This window comes from Acidiferrobacter thiooxydans (assembly GCF_003333315.1).
Taxonomy (GTDB): Bacteria; Pseudomonadota; Gammaproteobacteria; order Acidiferrobacterales; family Acidiferrobacteraceae; genus Acidiferrobacter; species Acidiferrobacter thiooxydans.
The window spans coordinates 986,334-1,007,833 of the sequence record NZ_PSYR01000002.1 but is presented as its reverse complement, the minus strand read 5'-3'; the positions used below and the strand labels follow the sequence as shown (position 1 = coordinate 1,007,833).

The following is a 21,500-nucleotide window of genomic DNA, read 5'->3' as shown; positions in this document are numbered from 1 at the left end:
GATGACCATGCTCCATATCGAAATCGATGGCAAACAACTCGCCGTAGAAGAGGGCGCCATGGTCATCGAGGCGGCCGAGGCGGCGGGCATCTATATACCCCGTTTTTGTTACCACAAGAAGCTGTCGGTCGCCGCCAATTGCCGCATGTGCCTAGTCGATGTCGAGCGCGTGGCAAAGCCGGTCCCGGCGTGCGCCACGCCCGTGACCGAGGGCATGAAGGTGTCGACGCGTTCGGAAAAGACGCGCACCGCGCAAAAAGGGGTGATGGAGTTCCTACTCATAAACCATCCCCTGGACTGTCCGATCTGTGATCAGGGCGGCGAGTGCGACCTGCAGGATCTGGCCGTGGGCTATGGGCGGGATGTGTCGCGCTTCGCCGAGGCCAAGCGTATCGTGAAGGATCAGGACATAGGTCCGCTCATCGCCACCGAGATGACGCGCTGCATCCATTGCACGCGCTGTGTGCGTTTTGGTCAGGAGATCGGCGGCATCATGGAGCTTGGCGCGACCGGTCGCGGCGAGCATATGCGTATCGGGACCTACGTCGCGGCGAGCGTCGATTCCGAGCTGTCCGGGAATATGATCGACTTATGCCCGGTGGGCGCCCTGACCTCGAAGCCGTTCCGTTACTCCGCGCGCCCTTGGGAACTTGCCGCCAAGCGTTCGCTGAGCCCTCATGATTGCGTCGGCACCAATCTTCTGGTGGAGACCCGCCGCAACAAGGTCATGCGTGTCCTGCCGCAGGAAAACGAGGCCGTAAACGAGACCTGGATCTCGGACCGTGATCGCTTCAGCTACACGGCGTTGCATGGAGATGCCCGTCTTTCGGTGCCACTCTTGCGCGTGGACGGGCAATGGCGCGAGGTCGATTGGGATGTGGCCCTCGAGGCTGCGGCGGCCGGCTTGCGCGAGGTCGTGGCCGCACACGGGCCGGAGGCGTTTGCGGCGCTGGCCTCTCCTCAGGTCACGGTTGAGGAGGGCTATCTGCTGGCGCGCCTTACGCGCGGCCTTGGTTCCGACAATGTCGATCACAGGCTGCGTGAGGGCGATTTCCGTGACGATTCCGGCGCTCCCCCTTATCCGGCCCTCGGGGTCGAGATCGCCGAGCTTGAGCGTGTCGACGCGGTGGTCCTGGTGGGCAGCAACATCCGCAAGGACCAGCCGCTGCTCGCCCATAGGCTGCGCAAGGCGTTCCTGGACGGTGCCCGGATCGCTGCCATCAATCCCGTGGATTTCGCCTTCACCTTCGATCTCGCCGCCAAGACCATCGTCGCCCCAAGCGGCCTGCCAGAGGCCCTGGGACGCCTGCTGGTGGCCTCGGCGAGATGTACCGGATCAGCGTTACCAGCCGATGTGGCGGCCTGGACCGAGGGTCTCGAGGTCACCGAGGTCGAGCGCAAGACCGCCGAATGGCTGTGTGTGGCCGAGCGCCCGCTTGTCCTTCTGGGCACGCTCGCCGCCTGTCATCCGGAGGCCGCGGTGCTGCGCTCGCTGGCCGCGGCCCTGGGCGAGATCGCGGGTGCGCCCGTGGGCTTTCTGCCGCCTGGCAATTCCGCAGGCCTATGGCTCGCTGGCGTGGTGCCGCAGCGTGCGGCACGCGGGGTCCGGCGGCCGGTCCCCGGGCGCGCGGCATCAGAGATGTGGGATGGCCGCCAAAAGGGCTTCCTGCTGGTTGATGCCGAGCCTGTAACCGACAGCGCCGACGGCGGCCGTGCGCGCGCTGCGCTGCGCGCGGCGCGCTTCGTGGTGGCGCTGTCGGCATTTCGCTCCGAGGCGCTGGATTACGCCCACGTCCTGCTGCCGATGGCGCCGTTTACCGAGACCGATGGGTCGTTTGTGAATGCCGAGGGGCGTTGGCAGTCCTTTGAGGCGGTGGTGACACCGTGCGGCGAGGCCCGTCCGGGCTGGAAGATCCTGCGCGTGCTGGCCGAGAAGTGCAAGGTGCCGGGTCTGGCCTTTGATTCCATCGCGGCGGTGCGGGCGGCGATCGGCGACTTGCGCGAGACCGTGGGGCGCCATGAGCCCATGGTCCTCGAGGGGCGGCGGCCGCGCCCGCAGGGTCTTCAACGCATCGCCGAAGTCAGCCTTTACGACTCCGATAGCATCGTGCGTCATTCCGAGGTCCTGCATAGGACTGCCGACTGTGGGTCTGCGAGCGTGGGCGTAAACGAGGCCGAGGCCATGCGCCTGGGGCTTGCTGCCGGAGACCGTGTGCGCGTGGCGATGGGTGAGGCGCAGGCGGTCCTCGAGGTGGTGATCGACAATCGTATCCCGGACGGCGCCGCTTATATCCCCGCGGCCCTGGAATCGACGGCCACATTGCCGTGGTCGGGATCCATCACCGTGAGCCGGATATGATGGCGGGGCTTACGACGTTGTGGGGCGGTTTTCCCGCCTGGTCACAGGTGTTGTTGTGGGATCTTGCGAAGATCGTGGCGATCGTGGTCCCGCTCATGCTGAGCGTCGCCTATCTCACCTTTCTGGAGCGCAAGGTCATAGGGTATATGCAGGTGCGCATAGGCCCCAATCGCGTCGGCCCGCGCGGCTGGCTGCAGCCGATCGCAGACGGCCTGAAGCTGCTCTTGAAGGAGATCATCGTCCCCTCGGGGGCCAACAAGGGCCTATTTATCGTGGCGCCGGTATTGGCGCTGATGCCGGCCTTGGTGGCGTGGGCGGTGGTACCGTTCACCAGCACCCTGGTGCTGGCCAATATCAATGCGGGGCTTTTGTTCGTGCTCGCGGTCACGTCCATGGGGGTTTATGGCGTGGTGGTCGCCGGTTGGGCCTCGAACTCCAAGTACGCCTTTCTTGGCAGCCTGCGGTCGGCCGCCCAGATCGTCGCTTACGAGATTGCCATGGGGTTTGCGCTCGTCGGGGTACTTATGGCCGCCGGCACCCTCAATCTGCGCAAGATCGCACTCGTGCAGGCCGGGGGATTCTGGCACTGGCTGTTTCTGCCGCTTTTTCCGCTGTTTCTGGTTTATTTCATAGCCGGGGTGGCCGAGACCAACCGCGCCCCCTTCGATGTCGCGGAGGGCGAGTCGGAGATCGTAGCCGGGTTTCATGTCGAATATTCGGGGATGACGTTCGCGCTCTTTTTTCTGGCGGAATATGCGAATATGATCCTGGTGTCGGCCTTGACCGCGGTCTTGTTCCTGGGCGGCTGGCTCCCGCCCTTCGATTTTGCGCCCTTTACCTGGGTACCGCCGTTGGGCTGGTTCCTGCTGAAGGTCGCCGTGATCCTCTTTCTGTACCTGTGGCTGCGCGCGACCTTCCCGCGCTATCGCTATGACCAGATCATGCGTCTGGGATGGAAGGTATTGATCCCGGTCACGCTGGTGTGGATCGGGGTCATGGGGTTTGTGATGTTTTTCACGCCGTGGGCTTTCGTGTTTTACCGCTAATGGGGGTCCCTATGAAGGCGTTACGTAAATACCTGCACAGCTTTCTGTTGATCGAGCTTATGCAAGGCCTTCTGTTGACCGGCAAGCACTTTTTTGCGCGCAAGATCACGGTGCAGTATCCGGATGAGCGCACCCCCCAGTCGCCACGGTTCCGGGGGCTTCATGCCTTGCGGCGCTACCCTAATGGGGAGGAGCGGTGCATTGCCTGTAAATTGTGCGAGGCGGTATGCCCGGCGCTCGCCATCACCATCGAGTCCGAGCAGCGCGCCGACGGCACGCGGCGCACGACACGCTATGACATCGATCTCACCAAGTGCATATTCTGTGGGTTCTGCGAGGAATCGTGCCCGGTGGATTCGATCGTAGAGACTCGCGTGTTCGATTATCACGGTGAGAAGCGTGGTGATCTCGTGTACACGAAGGCGATGCTGCTTGCCATCGGTGACAAGTACGAGAAAGAGATCGCGGCCGATCGTGCCGCCGATGCACGGTACCGCTAAGGGTCGAGGGTCATGACGTTCGAGAGCGCGGTCTTTTATTTTTTTTCGGCAATACTGCTCGGGTCGGCCGCTATGGTCGTGACCATCAGGAATTCGGTGAAGTCCGCGCTGTTTTTGGTGCTGGCCTTCGTCAGCGCGGCGTGTCTTTGGATACTCCTCAAGGCGGAATTTCTGGCCATCGTCCTGGTGCTCGTCTACGTCGGCGCGGTGATGGTGCTGTTTTTGTTCGTGGTCATGATGATCGACGTGAATCTCGCGGTGCTGCGCCAGGGGTTTGGGGAGTACCTGCCGATCGGGGGGCTCGTGGCGGTGCTCATGGTGGTGGAGATCGCGCTCGCGGTCAGCCCGCGGCAGCTCGCTCCGACACGGATCGCCGCGTCCGCGGTCCACGCGCCGGCAGCGCATGTCAGCAATACCCGCGCGCTCGGCATGCTCTTATATACCACCTACGTCTACCCATTCGAGATCGCCGCTGCGATCCTTCTGGTGGCGATCGTCGCCGCGATCGCGCTCACCATGCGTAGAAGGCCCGATACCAAATATCAAGATCCGGCGCGGCAAGTCGAGGTGCGGGCACGTGACCGCATGCGGCTCGTCAAAATGCCGGCGGAGCCCAAGGCATGACGCCAAATATATTTATAAACGGGGGGATAGGACCGTGGTTTCACTGTCGCAGTATCTGATCCTGGCGGGCGCGCTGTTTGCCATAGGCGTGGTCGGCGTATTCCTCAATCGCAAGAACCTTGTTGTGCTATTGATGGCGATCGAGATTATTCTGCTCGCCGTGAATCTGAATTTCGTGGCCTTCTCGCACTTCCTCTGGGGAATGTCGGGACAGGTCTTCGTATTCTTTGTCCTGACGGTGGCTGCCGCGGAATCGGCCATCGGCCTTGCCATACTTATCGTCCTGTTTCGCAATCGCCGCACGATCAACGTCGACGATTTCAATACGCTGAAGGGTTAGCCCGGTGACTTCCGCGCTTGCGCTGTATACGGCGATCCCGCTCACGTGTCTTGCGGTATCCATTGCCGCCGGTTTGTTTGGCCGCGTACTGGGAACCGTCTGGACGCATCGCATCGTCATCCTCGGGATCGCGGTGGCGTTCGCCCTGTCGGCAGGCTTCGTGCTGCCGCATGTGATGTCCGGCCACGACCTCAATGCCACCGTGTACTTGTGGGGGCGCGCCGGCGGACTGCCGCTCACCGTGGGTTTTCTGGTCGATCCGCTCACCGCCCTTATGATGGTCGTGGTGACGTTCGTGTCGCTCATGGTGCACATCTACACCATAGGGTATATGCGCGGCGACCCGGGCTATCAGCGTTTTTTCAGCTATATCTCGCTTTTTACCTTCGCCATGCTCATGCTCGTTATGGCTAACAATTTCCTGCAGCTTTTCTTCGGATGGGAGGCTGTGGGCCTTGTCTCGTATCTCTTGATCGGCTTTTGGTATACGCGCGAGTCGGCGATCTTTGCGAGCCTCAAGGCGTTTCTCGTGAACCGTCTCGGTGACTTCGGGTTCATTCTCGGAATCGCGGCCATTTATGCCGTGTTTCATAGTCTGGATTACGCCACGGTCTTCGCCCATGTGGATGCCGCACGCCATGCGCGTCTGGCGGTCACCGGCGACACGTCTTGGCACATGCTCACCGTGATCTGCATTCTCTTGTTCATAGGGGCCATGGGCAAGTCGGCGCAGATGCCGCTGCATGTATGGTTGCCGGACTCCATGGAGGGCCCGACGCCGATATCGGCCTTGATCCATGCCGCGACCATGGTCACCGCCGGGGTATTCATGGTGGCGCGCATGTCGCCGCTCTTCGAGCAGTCGCCGGTGGCGCGCAGCGTGGTGCTTGTGGTGGGGGCCTCGACGGCATTTTTCATGGCGTTGCTTGGCATGGTGCAGACCGACATCAAGCGCGTGATCGCCTATTCGACGCTCTCGCAACTTGGTTACATGACCGCAGCGCTCGGCGCCTCGGCCTACGCCGCCGCCATCTTCCATCTCGTCACGCATGCGTTTTTCAAGGCCCTCCTGTTTTTGGCGGCCGGTTCGGTCATCATCGCCCTGCATCACGAGCAGGATCTGCGCAAGATGGGCGGCCTGCGGCGCTATATGCCGATCACGTTCGTGGCCACTTGGGTGGGCGCCCTGGCGCTCGCCGGCATCCCGCCGTTTGCCGGATTTTTCTCCAAGGACGCGATCATCGACGCGGTGGCGCGCTCGACGTTGCCAGGCGCCGATTATGCGTTCGCGGCGGTGCTCGCAGGCGTGTTCGTAACCGCGTTTTATACCTTCCGTATGTTGTTCCTGGCGTTCTATGGCGAACCGCGCATGGATGCCCATACCCGCCACCACCTCAAGGAATCCCCGTGGGTGGTGACGTTGCCGCTTGTGCTGTTGGCTATACCGTCGGTTCTTGCCGGTATGTTGCTCATGCGCCCGCTGCTCTTCGGTCACTTCTTCCGGGGCTCTTTGTATGTGCGGCCGGCCGACAACCCGCTCTTACGCATGGCCCCCCACTATCACGGGGTGCTGGCCTTCATAGGCGCGGCATTCCTCTCGCCGCCGCTTTATCTGGCGCTCGCCGGTATCGCCAGCGCGTGGTATCTCTATATTCGCCGGCCGGAGCTGCCGGCGGAGATGGCGCGCCGGCTGCACCTCGCATACGCCGTGTTGCGCGCCGGATACGGCTTCGATGCCGTCTATCTCGAGGGCTTCGCCGCCAGCGCGCGCGCGGCCGGGCGTTTTCTCTGGCGGGTTGGGGATGTGCAGCTCATAGACGGGGCGCTCGTGAACGGCACCGCGCGGCTCATAGGGCGAATCGCGGCGTGGGGCCGGCGCCTGCAGTCCGGCTATATCTATCATTATGCCTTCGCCGTCATACTCGGGCTGTTCGTGCTCATGACATTCTTCCTCCACCGCGGATAAGGGCTGCCACCATGGACGTCTATCGACATATAGCCCTCAGCGTCGCGATCTGGCTGCCTATCGTCTTCGGATTCCTCATATTGGCCGCCGGCCGACGCTATCCCGGACTCGTACGCCCGCTTGCCGCCGTCGGCGCCGGCGGCGCCTTTTTGGCGACCATCCCCTTGTGGGGCCTATTTCACGCCGATTCGTTCGCCATGCAGTTTCACGAAAGTGTCCCGTGGATACCGGCGTTTCACATCAATTATGCCCTCGGTGTCGATGGCATCTCGCTGCCGCTCGTGCTGCTCACAAGTGTGGTGGGCGTGATCGTAGTGCTGGCCGCCGGCCCCGCGATCAAGGAACGCGTGCCGGAATATTTCGCGGCGTTCCTTATCATGGAGGGCCTCATGATCGGGGTCTTCAGTGCCCTCGATGCCATGCTGTTTTATGTCTTCTGGGAGGCGATGCTGATCCCGATGTTCTTGATCATCGGCATCTGGGGGGGGCCGAATCGGGTCTACGCCACCATTAAGTTCTTTCTGTATACCTTCCTTGGATCGGTATTGATGTTGGTGGCCCTGCTTTATCTGTATTTCCGCGCCGGGGAGACCTTCAATATCGTCTCATTTTATCATCTGCCGCTCGCCACAACCCCGCAGATCTTGATATTCCTGGCGTTTCTGATCGCGTTTGCGGTCAAGATCCCGATGTGGCCGGTCCATACGTGGCTCCCGGATGCGCATGTGGAGGCGCCCACCGGCGGCTCGGTGGTGCTGGCGGCCATCATGCTGAAGATGGGCGCCTACGGCTTCGTGCGTTTCAGTCTGCCGATCGTGCCGCAGGCAAGCCACGAACTCGCGGGCCTTATGATCACGCTCTCGCTCATCGCCGTGGTCTATATCGGTCTTGTGGCGCTGGTGCAAGACGACATGAAGAAGCTGATCGCCTATTCGTCGATCGCCCATATGGGCTTTGTGACCCTCGGGATTTTTCTGTTCAGCCGTATCGCCATGGATGGCGCGCTCGTGCAAATGATCTCGCACGGCTTTGTGTCGGCCGCGATGTTTCTCTGTGTCGGGGTGTTGTATGATCGCCTGCACTCCCGCGCCATCCACGACTACGGCGGTGTCGTCAATCGCATGCCGATATTCGCGGCGTTCATGATGCTCTTTGCCATGGCCAACTCCGGCCTGCCCGGCACTTCCGGATTCGTAGGCGAGTTCCTGGTGATCCTGGGGGCATTCAAGGCTGACTTCTGGTACGCGGTGCTCGCGGCCACGACCTTGATCTCTGGTGCCGCCTACACCCTCTGGATGTATAAGAGGGTCATCTTCGGGCCGGTCACGAAGCCTGGCGTGGCGGCCCTGTCGGACGTGACCGGACGCGAACTTTCGTTTCTCGCAGTCCTCGGTGCGGCGGTGCTCGTCCTGGGGCTATGGCCAGCACCCTTGCTGCATGTGATGACGGCCTCCGTGCATCATCTTTTATGGCGCCCGGGCGTGCGGCTCGCGGGCGCGACTCCCTAGGATGAGTCTCATGGTGCAGATAAGACCGGTGTTGCCGGAAATCCTCGTTTTTGCCATGGCTTGCGTGATCCTGCTTGCGGATCTCTTCTGGAAGCGGCGATTCAGGGGCCTTATGTATGGGATGACGCAGGCCACCCTCATTGCCGCGGGAGTGACCGCCTATTCCTTGCGCGATGAGGGCGCGCGTGTCGTATTGCATGGCATGGTGACCGGCGATCGATTGACTGTCGTGCTGGAGATCGCGATCTTTGCGCTGACTGCCATGGTGCTTGCCTATTCGCGGACCTATATCGCCGAACGCGGGGTGTTTCGCAGCGAGTATTTCGTGCTGGCGCTCACCGGTGTGGCCGGCATGTGCGTGATGGTGAGTGCCGCGCACTTCCTGTCGTTGTACTTGGGGCTTGAGCTCCTGTCGCTCAGTCTCTATGCGCTGATTGCGATGCAGCGTGACTCGATTCCCGCCACCGAGGCGGCCATGAAGTATTTCGTGCTGGGCGCGCTATCCTCGGGGCTTTTGCTCTATGGCCTGTCGATGCTCTACGGCGCCACCGGCAGTCTTGCGATCGGCCGGGTGGCGACCGCGCTCGCCGCGCTCCCGCGCCATGACATGGTAGCGACACTCGGTCTCGTGTTCGTCCTGTCCGGTCTTGCCTTCAAGCTCGGCGCGGTGCCATTCCATATGTGGATCCCCGATGTCTATGAGGGGGCGCCGACAGCCGTGACCCTATATGTCGGCTCGGCCCCCAAGATCGCCGCGTTCGCACTCTTTCTGCGCCTGCTGGTGGAGGGCCTCCATGGCCTGTCCGGGGCCTGGCAGGAGATGCTGGTGCTGCTTGCGTTTTTGTCGATGGCAGTCGGCAATGTCGTGGCCATCGCCCAGACTAATTTGAAGCGCATGCTCGCCTACTCGGCGATCGCCCACATGGGCTTTCTGCTGCTCGGGCTCCTGAGCGCGCGCGTGAGCGGCTACGCCGATGCCCTGTTCTACGCCTTGATCTACGCCTTCATGACCCTCGGGGCGTTCGGCGTCATCATCCTGCTCTCGCGCAAGGGTTTCGAGGCCGAACGCCTGGAGGATCTGCGCGGCCTCTATCAGCGCAGCCCCTGGTATGCCTGGGTGATGTTGCTGTTCATGTTCTCGATGGCGGGCATTCCCCCGACCATAGGGTTCTACGCCAAGCTCGCGGTCATCCAGGCGGCGGTGAGCGCCGGATTTTACGGATTGGCGGTGGCCGCCGTGCTGTTTTCCGTGATCGGGGCCTTCTATTATCTGCGTATCGTAAAGCTTATGTTCTTTGATGCCCCCGTGGATGCCGGTCCATTGCGTCAGGGACGCGATCTGCGCTGGATCCTGAGCGTAAACGGCATCGCCATGGTGCTGGCCGCGCCGTGGGCCGGTACGCTCATTGCCATCTGTCGGGCGGCGGTTCGCGGGCTTCCCTAAGGGGCATGCCGTTTGGCGAAAATCGCCACCGTCACGGTTTTGTCATGCGCCCTTCGTAGTATCGCGCCACGTGGCCCCCGATGGTCCGCGCGCGCTTCACACAGGAGATCCCCAACCCATGAAATGCCTGAAGAAGGTCATGGCCCTATGGGCCGTGGCCGCGGTTCTTGCGCCCACCGTGGTCCTGGCCGAGACCCGCATCCAGTCCGATATCGCCTATCGCCGCGAACTCATGGCGGCGATGGATTGGAACCTCGTACGTATCGCGCAGACGCTCCGCCACCAGCGCCCTTACGACCCGAGTCGAATCGCCGGGCAGGGGCGGGCCCTGGCAGCGCTCGCCACGCTGCCGTGGGTAGCCTTTGTCCCCGGGTCCGATCAGGGGGCTACGAAGGCCTCGGCGCGCATCTGGCAGCAGCCGCGCGCCTTTGAGGCGGCCGTTAGCCATTTCGAGGCGCTCACGCGTCAACTTGCACAGGCCACTGCCCATGCCCCGCTTGCGGCATCGGCGCGCCCGCTCGAACGTGTGGCCGACGCCTGCCGCTCCTGCCATCACCGCTTCATGCGTTAGCGGCGCTCAGATCTGCAGGATGAGCCAGGTCCCGAGGCCCGACAGCGCAAGTGCCAGGATGCCAACCCAGGGCCGCGCGAAGGCGTGACTCGGGATCGGGTTCGCCACGGGACGTGCCGCCCGTCCGGTAATCATGGGGCGCACAAGATCGTGACCCGCTATCACGCGATGCAAGATCACCGCGCTCACATGGGTGGCGATGAGCGCCAGCAGGACATCGAAATTCCATTTATGGACGGTCGTGAGCCAATCGCCCATGCGGCTACCGACCAGCTGGTTTAAGGGTCCGGCGGTCAAGACATCGTCGGTCGCGAAAAGCCCGGTCCCTACCTGGACCATGAGTGACACGAGGAAGGCGATGACCGCCCATCCGCCCAGCGGATTATGGCCGTGGACGTCGGGCGCGCCCCGACGCCACGATTTGATGTATTCCCAGGTGCGGCGGGGTGAGCGTAGGAAGTGCGCAAAGCGCGCGGTATGGCTGCCAATAAAGCCCCACGACAGGCGAAACAGGATCAATGTGAGGACTGCGTAACCCCCCCACATGTGGTAGCGCATCAAGCCGTGCCCAAGGTGGGCCGAGGCCCACTCCCAGGCCACGAGCACCGCCAGTGTCCAATGAAACGCACGCGTCGGAACATCCCAGATCCGCGGGCGCTCATCGCTTTGAGCTGTGCGCTTGTCCGGTGTCTTGTCATTCATATCTACTGATACCTCATGGTGGCGGGACCTGTCCCCGCGTGATCAACTAAACGATCGACAATATCATGAATGCCGTAATGGTAGCCGATCTCCGGTCGCCTGACGAGCCCTGATTATCGGCTGGCGCGTGCGTCCGTACCCCCACGATTTCTGTCAAGAATTTGTCATCGAATTGGGCCGGGGTTGTCACACGGCTGCGGCAGAGTACGCCCGAGAAAGTTCCCAGCATGAAAAAAATCAGTGGAGGAATATCGCGTCATGCCGTGCCATTATCGCCCGTTGCCGACCACACCAGGCCGATTGTCGGTGCTAAGTTCGCTCGTTTTATGCGCACTGGCCGCAAGCCAGGTTACCGCCGCCGCCCATGACACGTCGTCTGTGAATGTCGGCAGCGTGAATGCCCAAAGCCGCAAGAAGGCCGAGGCACTTTTGAAGGCCACGAGCACCAAGCTTACAAAGCGCAAGATCTTCAAGTCGACCCAGACCGAGCGTGTCATAGGACGCCGCCAGATCGCCGCCAATGGGCCGCTGGCAGGCTCCGCGCAGGCCCTGGCCATGGCCCCGGGGGTGGCGGTGCGCGGCTACGGCGGCATCAGCGGGTCGGCGCGCTATGAGATCGCGCTCCGCGGGGTCAAGGTCGGCTGGTCGAGCGTGAACGGCGATGTCGAGCGCAATGGCATCACCGTACTGTTCGACGGGGTGCCGATGAACAATCTTATCTCCCATAACGGCGGTTGGGACTCGAATGAAATCCCGATCATGCAGCTCATCTCCGGCGTCAATATCATCTATGGGCCTGGTAATCCCGCCAGCCGTTGGTTTGACAGCGTCGGTGGCACGATCAACTTTGTCCCCGTTCAGCCCACGAAGCAGGCGGGGGGCAGCCTTGGGTTGACGTATGGCAGCGATCAGACCGAAGGTGCGGATCTCATTGCCAACACCGGGACGCACGATGGCTGGTCGACGGTGGTGGCGGGGGGTTTGTACGCGACAACACCTTCCGTACGGGTTCCTTTTCGGCGCCCAGCCGCTCATCGGCATTGTTTGCCAAGACCGTGAAGACCTTTAGTGACGGGTCATTCAGTGTCGGGGGTTATGCCGACGACAATACCGAGTTCCGGCCCAATTTTATTCCGGTATCACCGATCACCGCAGGTCCCGGCGGCAGCGCCATCACAGTAGACGGCACGCCCAATACGCCGCTCTACAGTCAGTCGACGACCGGGTACTACTCGTCCTTGCCCGAGTCGGTGTGGTTCAAGCAGATCGTGGTGCGCGATCGCATGCTGTATTCGCAGATCAAGCTTGGTCTCGCGCCGGATCTGTCGGTGCACGACCTCGTATGGTACCGCCATGGCCACAGGGTCCACTGGCGTGTGGACAATTACAACTACAATGGCGCGCCGCCGGGGACTGTGAATTCGGAGTACTACAACCCGCGGTCCGACACCTATGGGAACCGTCTGGTGTTCGACTGGACGCTGCCCATGAATCACGTGGAGTTCGGGGGTCGTGGATCAATCAGACCTATTCGACGCCTTATACGGGCTATAACGAGACTTATGGAACGAGCCCGGCGAATCCGCTCCAGTACAATAACGACACGCTTGCCAATACCTATTTGACGGGCTTTGTGCAGGATGCGATCACGCCGATCAAGGCCTTGACGATCACCCCCGGGATCGCGGGCGTCGATTTCCAGACGCAGTTTTTCAACAACGGCGCGAGCTATACCCCACCCGGGGCCGTCAACCAGACGATTGCGCCGAGCGACAGCAAGGTCTTTACGCGGGCGGAACCGTCCTTGGGCGCACGCTTTTTGATCGCCCCGCATTGGTCGGTGTACGGCAATGCCGCCGAGACCTACCAGAACCCTGGGGACAACGCCTTCGGCGCCTACAGCGGCAGCAATGTCATCGATCTCGCGACGCTAAAGCCCGTCAAGAGTGTCGACTACGAGTTGGGCACGCGGCTCTTGATCCGGCGCGCGGGCCTGCTGCGCCATTTTGTCATGAATGCCGATATCTATCGCGACACGTTGAGCAACGAGACCCTGACCACCTATATATCGACGGGCGGGGGTTTCGCGACTACGCAGTTCGCCCAGGCGAGCGCCACTTATAAGGGCTTGAACGTGAGTGCGCAGGACAGCCCGACGTGGCATTGGCATGTGTTTGGAACGGCCTCGCTTACGCGCGCGCATTTCGACTCCTATGTGCCGGGCGGCAGCACCACGAACTATGCGGGCTATCCGATCTCCTATAGCCCCGATGTTACCGCCTCCCTGGGTGTCAATTATCGCGTGGCCTTCGGGCGCTACCTGGTATCGCCGGGGGTGTCTGATCAATACACCGGTACGCAGTACATGTTCAGCAACCTGGTCAATGCCCCCACCAACAATGTCCAGATGGCGTCTTACAACATCGTCAACACGCAGGTGGCCATTAAGGCCGGGACTGGCATAGCCGGCCTGTCGGCGGTGACCCTGACGGTTGGCGTGACCAATCTCTTCAACAAGCGCTATGACCCCATCCAGTACATCACGAGCGGTGGCTATTTCGGCGGCAACAGCGCTGGGGCTGTGCTCGCCGATCCGGGGGCGCCACGGCAATACTTCGTCAATCTGAACGCGCGCTTCTGACGCGTCCCTAAGTCTTCTCCTCATTGAAGGCCTCAAGGGTGGTCCTTGGGCCTTCTTTTTTTTGGGGTTCCGGAAAACCGTTCCATTGCGTGCAAGGCTCCGGAGTGCGATGCGCGATCACCCGGCCCGACACGGGCCTTGGCGGCCGCGCCCGCCGGGCATTGCACGTCACCGCGCCGCACGACCGATGGGCTTTCGATGCCGGAGTGACCGCCCCAGGATCGTGGGATGCCCGAGAGGGCCGTGTCCGGAGGTCACTCGCTATGCACGCGCGGCGTATACAGGATGCAATACCCCGTGGGCGCGATGCGCCCCGCGACCTTTGTGCAGTGGCCGATCGCGAGCGTGCCGTTGGTCTTGATACCCTGCATCATCATGCCGTTCGAATGCCCGACGGCCGGCAGAAAGAAGCGGCAGCGGCCGCACATGGCGCGGCCCTTGGGGTGGTCTTGATAGTGCACGCTGGCCTTGCTGGCCTTTGGGGGCGATTTTTTGGCGGTCGCGACCATGGGCAGCGCGAGCATCGCCGCTGCCACCGTACGCCGCAGAAAATGCCGCCGGGAGAGGGGTTTTGCCATGATTCCTCCTATTTCCAGGCACCATGAGGCTATGCTAGCCCCACGCCTCCCGGCATGGCGATCACCGAAAGGTCTCGATTGTTTCGCGGGGCTGGGCGATGATCAGCATGGCGGCTTTGTGGTCTGAAAGCGCGGCGCCTTGTTCGGGGAATGTGCGCGTCGCAAGCAGCCGGGCCCGGTCGCAGCCGTGCACGAAGAGGTAATCGATACGGTTTTGGGGGGCGTCCGCCGGAAAGGTCGCGCCCGTTCCCTGTCCCACGCAGGCGTGGGCATCCACCCATCCGCGGGCGGTCAGATGGGCGATGCCGGGGGCGGTGGATGGCGCATTGAAATCACCCACCAGGCACTGCGGCCCGGAAAAGTCCTCGAGGGCTCGGGCCAGGGCTGCGACCTGTTGTCGGTTCTGCGCCGGGACCCACGAGCAATGGGCATTCGTCAACCGCCAGACCTCCCCCTGCCAGGTGAAGCTCGCGCCGATTGCGCGTCGCGGACTTTGGTCCTCGTCGTCATCGTCACGTGGCAGGGCGAACGACCAGGGGGCGTTCAAGGGGATCTCCGAGAGGATCGCACTGCCGTATTGGGGTCGTGTGGTGTCAGCGGCCAGGAACAGTTGATGATGATAGTCGAGGTCGCCGGCGAGTTCCCGTAGCTGGTTTCGTGTGTCGTCGACGTGGACCGCCTGCAGGGCGATGATGGCGGGCCGCTGCGCCTGGAGAAGGGCGCGCAGGCGCGCGCACCGCTCAGGCCAGGGACCATAACCGTCCTGGACATAGTTCAGGTTTACGGTGAGGATCTTTAACATGCGTCGACTCTAGGCGCGCAAGCGGTGTCGACGCTATCCGACCCCCGGGCGGGGTCATGGGTGCCTTGGGCCGGTGTCCGTCCCCCAAGACCCGGTATAGCCCGGGTATCCGGCGAAATTGGTAGCGGGGGTAGGATTTGAACCTACGACCTTCGGGTTATGAGCCCGACGAGCTGCCAGACTGCTCCACCCCGCATCAGAGGGCGCAGAGTCTACCATCTTTGCGGGCAATGGCAAGCCTTGGGGGGCGTGCATTGAAGTTTTGGCGGGAAGGCTTATAATCCGCGTTTATCTCGTATAGGTCGTTCTGCGGAAGTGGGCTTTAAGCCCACTTTTGCGTTTATGGTCATGGAGAAACATATTCAGGCGGATCGGCTGCGGGTCTTGGTGGAGCCCGTCGTGGCGCATCTCGGTTTCGAGGTCGTCGATATCGAATTTCTGAGCGGGCAAAAGACCTTGCGCATTTATATTGATGGGCCGCAGGGGATCGATGTCGATGACTGCGCCCGGGTCAGTCGCCAGGTGAGCGCGCTTTTCGATGTCGAGGATCCGATCCCCGGGCAGTACACGCTCGAGATCTCGTCGCCCGGGCTGGATCGGCCGTTGGCGCGGCCCAGTGACTTCGAGCGCTTCGCCGGGTCCCAGATCAAGCTGAAGACCACGTTGCCTGTGGGTGGGCGCCGAAACTTTCGCGGGCGCCTCGTGGGTTTGGTGGATGGACGCGTGGTCCTTGAGGCGGACGAGACGCGTTATGATCTCGCGTTTGATAACATCGAGAAGGCGAGACTTGTGCCCGAACTCTGAGGGCGGCTGGAGGCAGTGATGGCGAACGAAATTCTAATGGTGGTCGAGACGGTTTCACGCGAGAAGAATGTCGATCGCGAGATCATCTTCGGGGCGCTCGAGGCGGCCCTGGCAACGGCGACGCGCAAGCGCCACAAGGAAGACATAGACGCCCGCGTCCATATCCACAGAAAGACCGGGGAGTATGACACCTTCCGGCGTTGGCTGGTCGTGCCCGACGAACAAGAGACGCTCGAGTTTCCGGGACGTGAGATGCGCCTGGCACAGGCCCGCGAGCGCCAAGCCGACATTCAGGTGGGAGAGTATATCGAAGAGCCGATCGAGGCGGCCGACTTCGGCCGTATCGCCGCGCAAGCTGCCAAGCAGGTGATCGTGCAGAAGGTCCGCGAGGCTGAGCGCGAGCAGATCGTGAATCAATTCAAGAGCCGCCAGGGCGAACTCGTCACGGGCGTCGTGAAGCGTCTGGAGCGCGGGGACGCGATCATCGATCTCGGCACTGCCGAGGCCCTGCTGCCGAAGTCGGCGATGATTCCGCGCGAGGGACTGCGTCCCGGAGACCGGGTACGCGCCTATCTGGAGGACGTTCATTCGGCGCCGCGCGGGCCGCAATTGTTCCTGAGCCGCACGAGCCCGCAACTGCTCGTCGAGCTCTTCAAGCTTGAAGTCCCGGAGGCCGGCGAGGGGCTGATCGAGATTCACGGCGCGGCCCGCGATCCGGGGTTACGCGCCAAGATCGCGGTGAATTCCAAGGACCCGCGCATCGATCCCATAGGGGCGTGTGTGGGCATGCGCGGCTCGCGCGTGCAGAGCGTATCGAACGAATTGGGGGGTGAGCGGGTCGACATCATCCAATGGTCTCCGGATCCGGCGCAATTCGTCATCAACGGGCTCGCGCCGGCGGAGGTACTTTCGATCGTGGTCGACGAGGAGTTGCATAGCATGGATGTCATTGTCGATGAGTCGCAACTATCACAAGTCATCGGGCGTGGCGGCCAGAACGTGCGGCTGGCGTCGGAGCTGACGGGCTGGGAGCTCAACGTGATGACCGAGGAAGCGGCCTCGACGCGTGGCGAGACCGAGGCGGCCAATGCCGTGCAGATGTTCGTCGAGCAGCTACGCATGGAGCCCGCGACCGCCGAGTTGCTCGTACGCGAGGGGTTCATGACGCTAGACGAAGTCGCCTATGTCCCGAAGCAGGAGATGATGTCGGTCGAGGGCTTGAGCGAGGCGCAGGTCGATGAGTTGCGCGATCGGGCGCGCGACATCCTGCTCACGCGCGCCATAACGCTCGAGGAAAAGATCGACATGGCGGAGCCCGCCGAGGATCTCCTTGGCATGGTGGAGATGGATGAGCATACGGCGCGCCTGTTGGCGAGCCACGGAATAAAGACGATGGAGGAGCTCGCCGATCAGTCGGTTGATGATCTGGCGGCAATAGAGGGGTTGGATGAGGAGCGGGCCCGCGTCCTCATTATGGCAGCGCGCGCGCCTTGGTTCGCGGACCAGAGCCAGGGGGCCTGACGGATTTCATTCGATGCCTGAAACGACAGTCAAAAGTTTTGCCGAACAGATCGGTGTGGCGCCGGACAAGCTGCTTCAGCAGCTCGTTGCGGCGGGAATCGCCGACAAAAAGAGCAGTGATCCCCTAAGTGATGACGAGAAGATGGCGCTCCTGAACTTTCTGCGCACGCATCACGGCGCGGGGGAGCCGGAGGCCAAGCGCATCACGCTCACGCAAAAGTCGACGAGCAAGATCATGCAGAATTCGCGGTTCGGCCAGAGCCGTGCTGTGCAGGTCGAGGTGCGCAAGAAGCGGACCTTCGTCAAGCGTCCGGTGCCTGACGAACCGGAGGCCCCGCCCGCGGAGGCTGAGGCCATCGTCGAGCCGGTCGCGGAGCGCGTGGCGGAGCCCGAGGCGCCGCCGACGACGGTGACGCCCCCGAGCCTGTGGAGGCCGAGGAGCCGGTCGCGGAGGTGCCCGTGTCCGAGCCCGTTCCGCCGCCGGTCGTAGAGCCGCCGGTGGCGCAGGAACCGCCGCAAAACCGGACCGTGCGTAAGGATACCCGTCCAGAGCGCGGGCGCAACGAACGCCGGGAGCGGCCGGCGGCCCGACCTCCAGGGGCGGGGGATCGCAAACCGCACAAGGGGCGGCCCGGCGGTGCGCCGCAGCGCGGGGCATCGGCGGGCAAACGCGTGGTCACGAGCATGAGTGGCCAGCATGCCTTCGAGATGCCGACCGAGCGCGTGGTGCGGGATGTCTATTTGCCGGAGGCCATTACGGTGGCCGAGCTCGCCCAGCAGATGTCGATCAAGGCCGTGGAGGTGATCAAGGTCTTGATGCAGCTTGGGATGATGGTCACGATCAATCAGGTCCTCGATCGCGAGACGGCGACCATCGTGGTCGAGGAGCTCGGGCACGTCGCGCACGAGGCGCGTAGTCACGATCCGGAGGCGGCCCTGAAGGTCGGCGATCAGGAGGAGGGGGCGCGTGAGCCGCGCCCGCCGGTGGTCACGGTCATGGGCCATGTCGATCATGGCAAGACATCGCTGCTCGATTACATCCGCAAGACCAAGGTCGCAAGCGGCGAGGCGGGCGGCATAACGCAGCATATCGGCGCCTATCACGTCGAGATGCCCAAGGGCATGTTGACGTTCCTTGATACGCCAGGCCACGAGGCGTTCACCGCCATGCGCGCGCGCGGCGCCAAGGTGACCGACATCGTCATTTTGGTGGTGGCCGCCGATGACGAGGTCATGCCCCAGACCGTCGAGGCCATCCATCATGCCCGCGAGGCCGGGGTACCCATTGTGGTGGCGGTGAACAAGATCGATAAGCCGCAGGCCGACATGGAGCGCGTGAAGCAGGAACTGGTGACGCACGAGGTGGTGCCCGAGGAGTGGGGCGGGTCGGACATATTCGTGCCGGTGTCGGCCAAGACCGGCCAGGGGATCGAAAACCTGCTCGATGCGGTGTTGTTGCAGGCCGAGTTGCTGGAGCTGACCGCGGTGCGCAATACCATGGCGAGCGGTATCGTCATCGAGGCGCGGCTCGACAAGGGTCGGGGGCCGGTGGCCACTATATTGGTCCAAGAAGGCACCTTGCGTAAGGGCGATGTGATCCTGGCGGGGCGTGAGTCGGGGCGTGTGCGGGCGATGACCGACGAGATCGGCCGTTCCATCAAGGAGGCTGGCCCGTCGATACCCGTCGAGGTGCAGGGGCTTTCGGGCGTGCCCAACGCCGGTGACGAGGTGAGTGGCGTCGAAAACGAGCGCAAGGCCCGCGAGATCGCGCTGTTTCGCCAGGGCAAGTACAAGGATGTCAAGCTCCAGCGCCAGCAGGCGTCGAAGCTATCCAACATGTTCCAGCAGATGCAAGAGGGCGACGTCAAGACCCTGACACTGATCGTGAAGGCCGATGTCCAGGGTTCGGTCGAGGCCCTCACCGAGGCGCTCGAGAAGCTCTCGACCGAGGAAGTGAAGGTGCGCGTGGTGCATGGCATGGTGGGTGGCATCAGTGAATCGGATGTCAACCTGGCGGTCGCCTCCAATGCCATCATCATCGGCTTCAATGTACGCGCCGACGGCGGTGCCCGACGTCTGATCGATTCGGAAGGCGTCGATATCCACTATTACAACGTCATCTATGACGCGGTCAATGAGGTGAAGGCTGCCATGGCTGGCATGTTGAAGCCTCAGTTCCGCGAGGATGTGGTGGGGAGCGCCGAGATCCGCGAGGTATTCCGGACCTCGAAGGCGGGTGTCGTGGCGGGTTGTCAGGTGAGCGAAGGGGTGATCCGGCGCGGCCGGCAGGCGCGCGTGCTGCGTGACAACGTGGTCATCTACAATGGCGAGATCGAGTCCCTGCGGCGTTTCCGCGACGATGTCTCGGAGGTGAAGGCGGGCATGGAATGCGGTCTGACCTTTAAGAATTATTCGGACATCCGGGCCGGCGACCAGGTCGAGGTCTATGAAAGGGTTGAGGTCGCCCGGACCCTTTGAGACGACACGCGCCCAAATCCGGATCGCGCGCAGCGCGCGTCGGCGCGCTCGTGTTGCGCGAGGCTGCGCAATGGGTGCTGACCGAGATCGATGAGGGACAGGTGCGCTTGGCGGCGCTCACCGAGGCCGATGTCAGCCCGGACCTGAAGCAGGCGCGCATCTATGTCACGCACTACCAGGGCGAGGCGGCGGCGCGCGCGGCCGTGGTGCAATTGAATGCCGTGGTACCGCGCATGCGCCGCGGCCTCGCCTCCCGGCTCAGGCTGCGCGTTGTGCCCAATCTGGTGTTTGCCTACGACCCCTCGGTCGACCAGGGGGCCCGTATCGATGCGCTTCTCGACCGCGCTCGTCGCGAACGGGGCGAGGAGGGCGACGGCTGATGAAGGTTCCGTGCGTGCGCCGTGACGGTCTGCTGGTCCTCGACAAGCCGCCCGGCCTTAGCTCCACGCAGGCCCTGGCGCAGGCGCGTCACCGTCTGCGCGCCTGCAAGGGCGGGCATACGGGGACCCTCGACCCGTTGGCGACCGGTGTGCTGGTACTGTGTTTTGGTGAGGCCACCAAGGCCGCCTCGTTTCTGGTCGACAGCGATAAGCGTTACCGGGTCGCCATTACGCTCGGGGTGAGCACCACAACCTATGATCGTGAAGGTGAGGTTGTGGCGCGCCGCCCGGTGACGGTGTCCGATGCCGCCTTGCGCGCGGCCGTGGGTCGTTTCATCGGTCGCATCGATCAGACACCCCCCCGATTTTCGGCGATCAAGCAGGACGGCCGGCCCTTTTACGAGCGAGCCCGCCGCGGTGACGAGGCGCGGCCGGCGAGCCGCAGCGTGGTCGTGACCGGCATCGAGATCATCGATCGCGAGGATATGATGCTCACGCTCGACGTCGCCTGCGGCAAGGGTTTCTATGTGCGCAGTCTGGCCCACGATCTCGGCGAGGCCCTGGGTTGCGGCGGGCATGTCGCGGAGTTGCGTAGGCTCGCGGTCGGGCGTTTTACCCTCGATCAGGCCGTGGCACTCACGGATGTCGGCCCCGATACCGCCTTGCTCGAGAGTGACGCCGCGCTCACCGGCCTGCCGTCGGTGGTGCTGCCGGGATTCCTGGCGCGTGCCGTCATGCGCGGGCAAGGCGTGCACATCGGTGGCCGGGAACAGGAGGGTTGGGTCCGTTTGTATGACGATTCGGGGGTGTTCCTCGGTGTTGGGTGGTCGGCGGCGGCCGGGGAGATCCGTCCCAAGCGCCTATGGATCGGGGCGCCTGGGCATGTTGAGCCCATGGACGCACGCGGTTAGAATAGCGGTTTATCCTTTTCTTGGAATATTTCGGGTCAGCGAGGGCGGTATGGCATTCACGGTCGAAAAAAAGATGCAGGTAATCAAGGAATACCGGAGGGGCGAGGTCGACACCGGATCCCCGGAGGTACAGGTGGCGCTGATCTCGGCCCATATCGATGATCTTTCGCAACACTTCGCTGTCCATAAGAAGGACAACCACTCGCGTCAGGGTCTTCTGCGCATGGTCGGCAAGCGGCGTAAGCTCCTCGATTACCTAAAGCGTGTGGATGCCGGTCGTTACCGCGACCTCGTCGCGCGACTTGGCCTGCGCAAGTAGGGCGAA

The 21,500-nt window shown here is 62.8% G+C and carries 20 protein-coding genes, 1 tRNA gene and 1 pseudogene; 18 read left to right on the top strand and 4 right to left on the bottom strand.

Features of this window, described 5'->3' with window-relative positions; all coding sequences use genetic code 11:
- The first annotated feature begins 7 nt into the window (after positions 1–7).
- The 9 genes from nuoG (at position 8) to C4900_RS11805 (ending at position 10,358) form a co-directional block, all read left to right on the top strand.
- Positions 8–2,359 (top strand): NADH-quinone oxidoreductase subunit NuoG, encoded by a 2,352-nt coding sequence (gene nuoG / locus C4900_RS11845; protein WP_114283518.1) that lies wholly within the window; start codon positions 8–10, stop codon positions 2,357–2,359.
- Positions 2,359–3,405, top strand: a complete 1,047-nt coding sequence (nuoH, locus tag C4900_RS11840; protein ID WP_065970792.1) for an NADH-quinone oxidoreductase subunit NuoH — start codon at positions 2,359–2,361, stop codon at positions 3,403–3,405. Before nuoG ends, nuoH begins: the two co-directional genes overlap by 1 nt.
- 11 nt (positions 3,406–3,416) lie before the next feature.
- Positions 3,417–3,905, top strand: coding sequence for an NADH-quinone oxidoreductase subunit NuoI (gene nuoI / locus C4900_RS11835; RefSeq protein WP_065970755.1), 489 nt, complete (start codon positions 3,417–3,419; stop codon positions 3,903–3,905).
- 12 nt (positions 3,906–3,917) lie between these two features.
- A complete protein-coding gene (locus tag C4900_RS11830) occupies positions 3,918–4,529 on the top strand; it encodes an NADH-quinone oxidoreductase subunit J (protein WP_065970753.1) in 612 nt (203 codons plus the stop codon).
- A 34-nt stretch (positions 4,530–4,563) separates the two neighbouring features.
- Complete coding sequence (gene nuoK / locus C4900_RS11825; protein ID WP_065970752.1) at positions 4,564–4,869, top strand: NADH-quinone oxidoreductase subunit NuoK; 306 nt, start codon at positions 4,564–4,566, stop codon at positions 4,867–4,869.
- Positions 4,870–4,873: 4 nt separating this feature from the next.
- Positions 4,874–6,835, top strand: a complete 1,962-nt coding sequence (nuoL, locus tag C4900_RS11820) for an NADH-quinone oxidoreductase subunit L (RefSeq protein ID WP_114283148.1) — start codon at positions 4,874–4,876, stop codon at positions 6,833–6,835.
- Positions 6,836–6,846: 11 nt separating this feature from the next.
- A complete protein-coding gene (locus C4900_RS11815) occupies positions 6,847–8,343 on the top strand; it encodes an NADH-quinone oxidoreductase subunit M (RefSeq protein ID WP_114283147.1) in 1,497 nt (498 codons plus the stop codon).
- Positions 8,344–8,353: 10 nt separating this feature from the next.
- A complete protein-coding gene (nuoN, locus tag C4900_RS11810) occupies positions 8,354–9,787 on the top strand; it encodes an NADH-quinone oxidoreductase subunit NuoN (protein WP_211306928.1) in 1,434 nt (477 codons plus the stop codon).
- A 118-nt stretch (positions 9,788–9,905) separates the two neighbouring features.
- Positions 9,906–10,358, top strand: a complete 453-nt coding sequence (locus tag C4900_RS11805; RefSeq protein WP_065970746.1) for a c-type cytochrome — start codon at positions 9,906–9,908, stop codon at positions 10,356–10,358.
- Between the two features lie 6 nt (positions 10,359–10,364).
- Here the strand turns inward: C4900_RS11805 and C4900_RS11800 are convergent, their stop codons facing one another.
- Positions 10,365–11,060 carry a cytochrome b/b6 domain-containing protein gene (locus C4900_RS11800; protein WP_065970744.1) on the bottom strand — a complete coding sequence of 232 codons (696 nt, stop codon included), beginning with the start codon at positions 11,058–11,060 and terminating at the stop codon, positions 10,365–10,367.
- Positions 11,061–11,318: 258 nt separating this feature from the next.
- On the opposite strand from C4900_RS11800, the gene C4900_RS11795 reads away from it, so the two are divergent.
- The 3 genes from C4900_RS11795 to C4900_RS11790 are packed head-to-tail and all read left to right on the top strand — an operon-like array spanning position 11,319 to position 13,701.
- Positions 11,319–12,119, top strand: coding sequence for a TonB-dependent receptor plug domain-containing protein (locus tag C4900_RS11795; RefSeq protein WP_147267188.1), 801 nt, complete (start codon positions 11,319–11,321; stop codon positions 12,117–12,119).
- Complete coding sequence (locus C4900_RS16730; protein WP_233432010.1) at positions 12,116–12,685, top strand: hypothetical protein; 570 nt, start codon at positions 12,116–12,118, stop codon at positions 12,683–12,685. Before C4900_RS11795 ends, C4900_RS16730 begins: the two co-directional genes overlap by 4 nt.
- Positions 12,577–13,701 (top strand): TonB-dependent receptor domain-containing protein, encoded by a 1,125-nt coding sequence (locus C4900_RS11790; RefSeq protein ID WP_233432005.1) that lies wholly within the window; start codon positions 12,577–12,579, stop codon positions 13,699–13,701. The genes C4900_RS16730 and C4900_RS11790 overlap by 109 nt, the downstream gene beginning before the upstream one ends.
- A gap of 254 nt (positions 13,702–13,955) precedes the next feature.
- Here the strand turns inward: C4900_RS11790 and C4900_RS11785 are convergent, their stop codons facing one another.
- The 3 genes from C4900_RS11785 to C4900_RS11775 form a co-directional block, all read right to left on the bottom strand.
- Positions 13,956–14,279 carry a hypothetical protein gene (locus C4900_RS11785; protein ID WP_114283144.1) on the bottom strand — a complete coding sequence of 108 codons (324 nt, stop codon included), beginning with the start codon at positions 14,277–14,279 and terminating at the stop codon, positions 13,956–13,958.
- A 61-nt stretch (positions 14,280–14,340) separates the two neighbouring features.
- On the bottom strand, positions 14,341–15,081 hold the full coding sequence (locus tag C4900_RS11780; RefSeq protein WP_114283143.1) for an endonuclease/exonuclease/phosphatase family protein: 741 nt from the start codon (positions 15,079–15,081) through the stop codon (positions 14,341–14,343).
- Positions 15,082–15,200: 119 nt separating this feature from the next.
- Positions 15,201–15,277 (bottom strand) — tRNA-Met (locus C4900_RS11775).
- A gap of 146 nt (positions 15,278–15,423) precedes the next feature.
- Between C4900_RS11775 and rimP the strand changes: the two genes are divergently transcribed.
- From rimP to rpsO, 6 genes and pseudogenes are all read left to right on the top strand, one after another.
- The gene (gene rimP / locus C4900_RS11770; RefSeq protein ID WP_065972060.1) at positions 15,424–15,885 is read left to right on the top strand and encodes a ribosome maturation factor RimP; all 462 of its coding nucleotides are present in this window, start codon (positions 15,424–15,426) and stop codon (positions 15,883–15,885) included.
- Positions 15,886–15,903: 18 nt separating this feature from the next.
- A complete protein-coding gene (nusA, locus tag C4900_RS11765; protein ID WP_065972061.1) occupies positions 15,904–17,406 on the top strand; it encodes a transcription termination factor NusA in 1,503 nt (500 codons plus the stop codon).
- A gap of 13 nt (positions 17,407–17,419) precedes the next feature.
- A pseudogene (infB, locus tag C4900_RS11760) lies at positions 17,420–19,884 on the top strand (translation initiation factor IF-2).
- Positions 19,881–20,264: a 30S ribosome-binding factor RbfA gene (gene rbfA / locus C4900_RS11755; RefSeq protein ID WP_065972063.1), complete on the top strand. Its 384-nt coding sequence runs from the start codon at positions 19,881–19,883 to the stop codon at positions 20,262–20,264. Before infB ends, rbfA begins: the two are co-directional and overlap by 4 nt.
- Entirely contained in the window at positions 20,264–21,175 is a 912-nt protein-coding gene (truB, locus tag C4900_RS11750) for a tRNA pseudouridine(55) synthase TruB (RefSeq protein WP_083996272.1), read from the top strand. The genes rbfA and truB overlap by 1 nt, the downstream gene beginning before the upstream one ends.
- Positions 21,176–21,224: 49 nt before the next feature.
- Positions 21,225–21,494 carry a 30S ribosomal protein S15 gene (gene rpsO / locus C4900_RS11745; protein WP_065972065.1) on the top strand — a complete coding sequence of 90 codons (270 nt, stop codon included), beginning with the start codon at positions 21,225–21,227 and terminating at the stop codon, positions 21,492–21,494.
- The last annotated feature ends 6 nt before the right edge of the window (positions 21,495–21,500 follow it).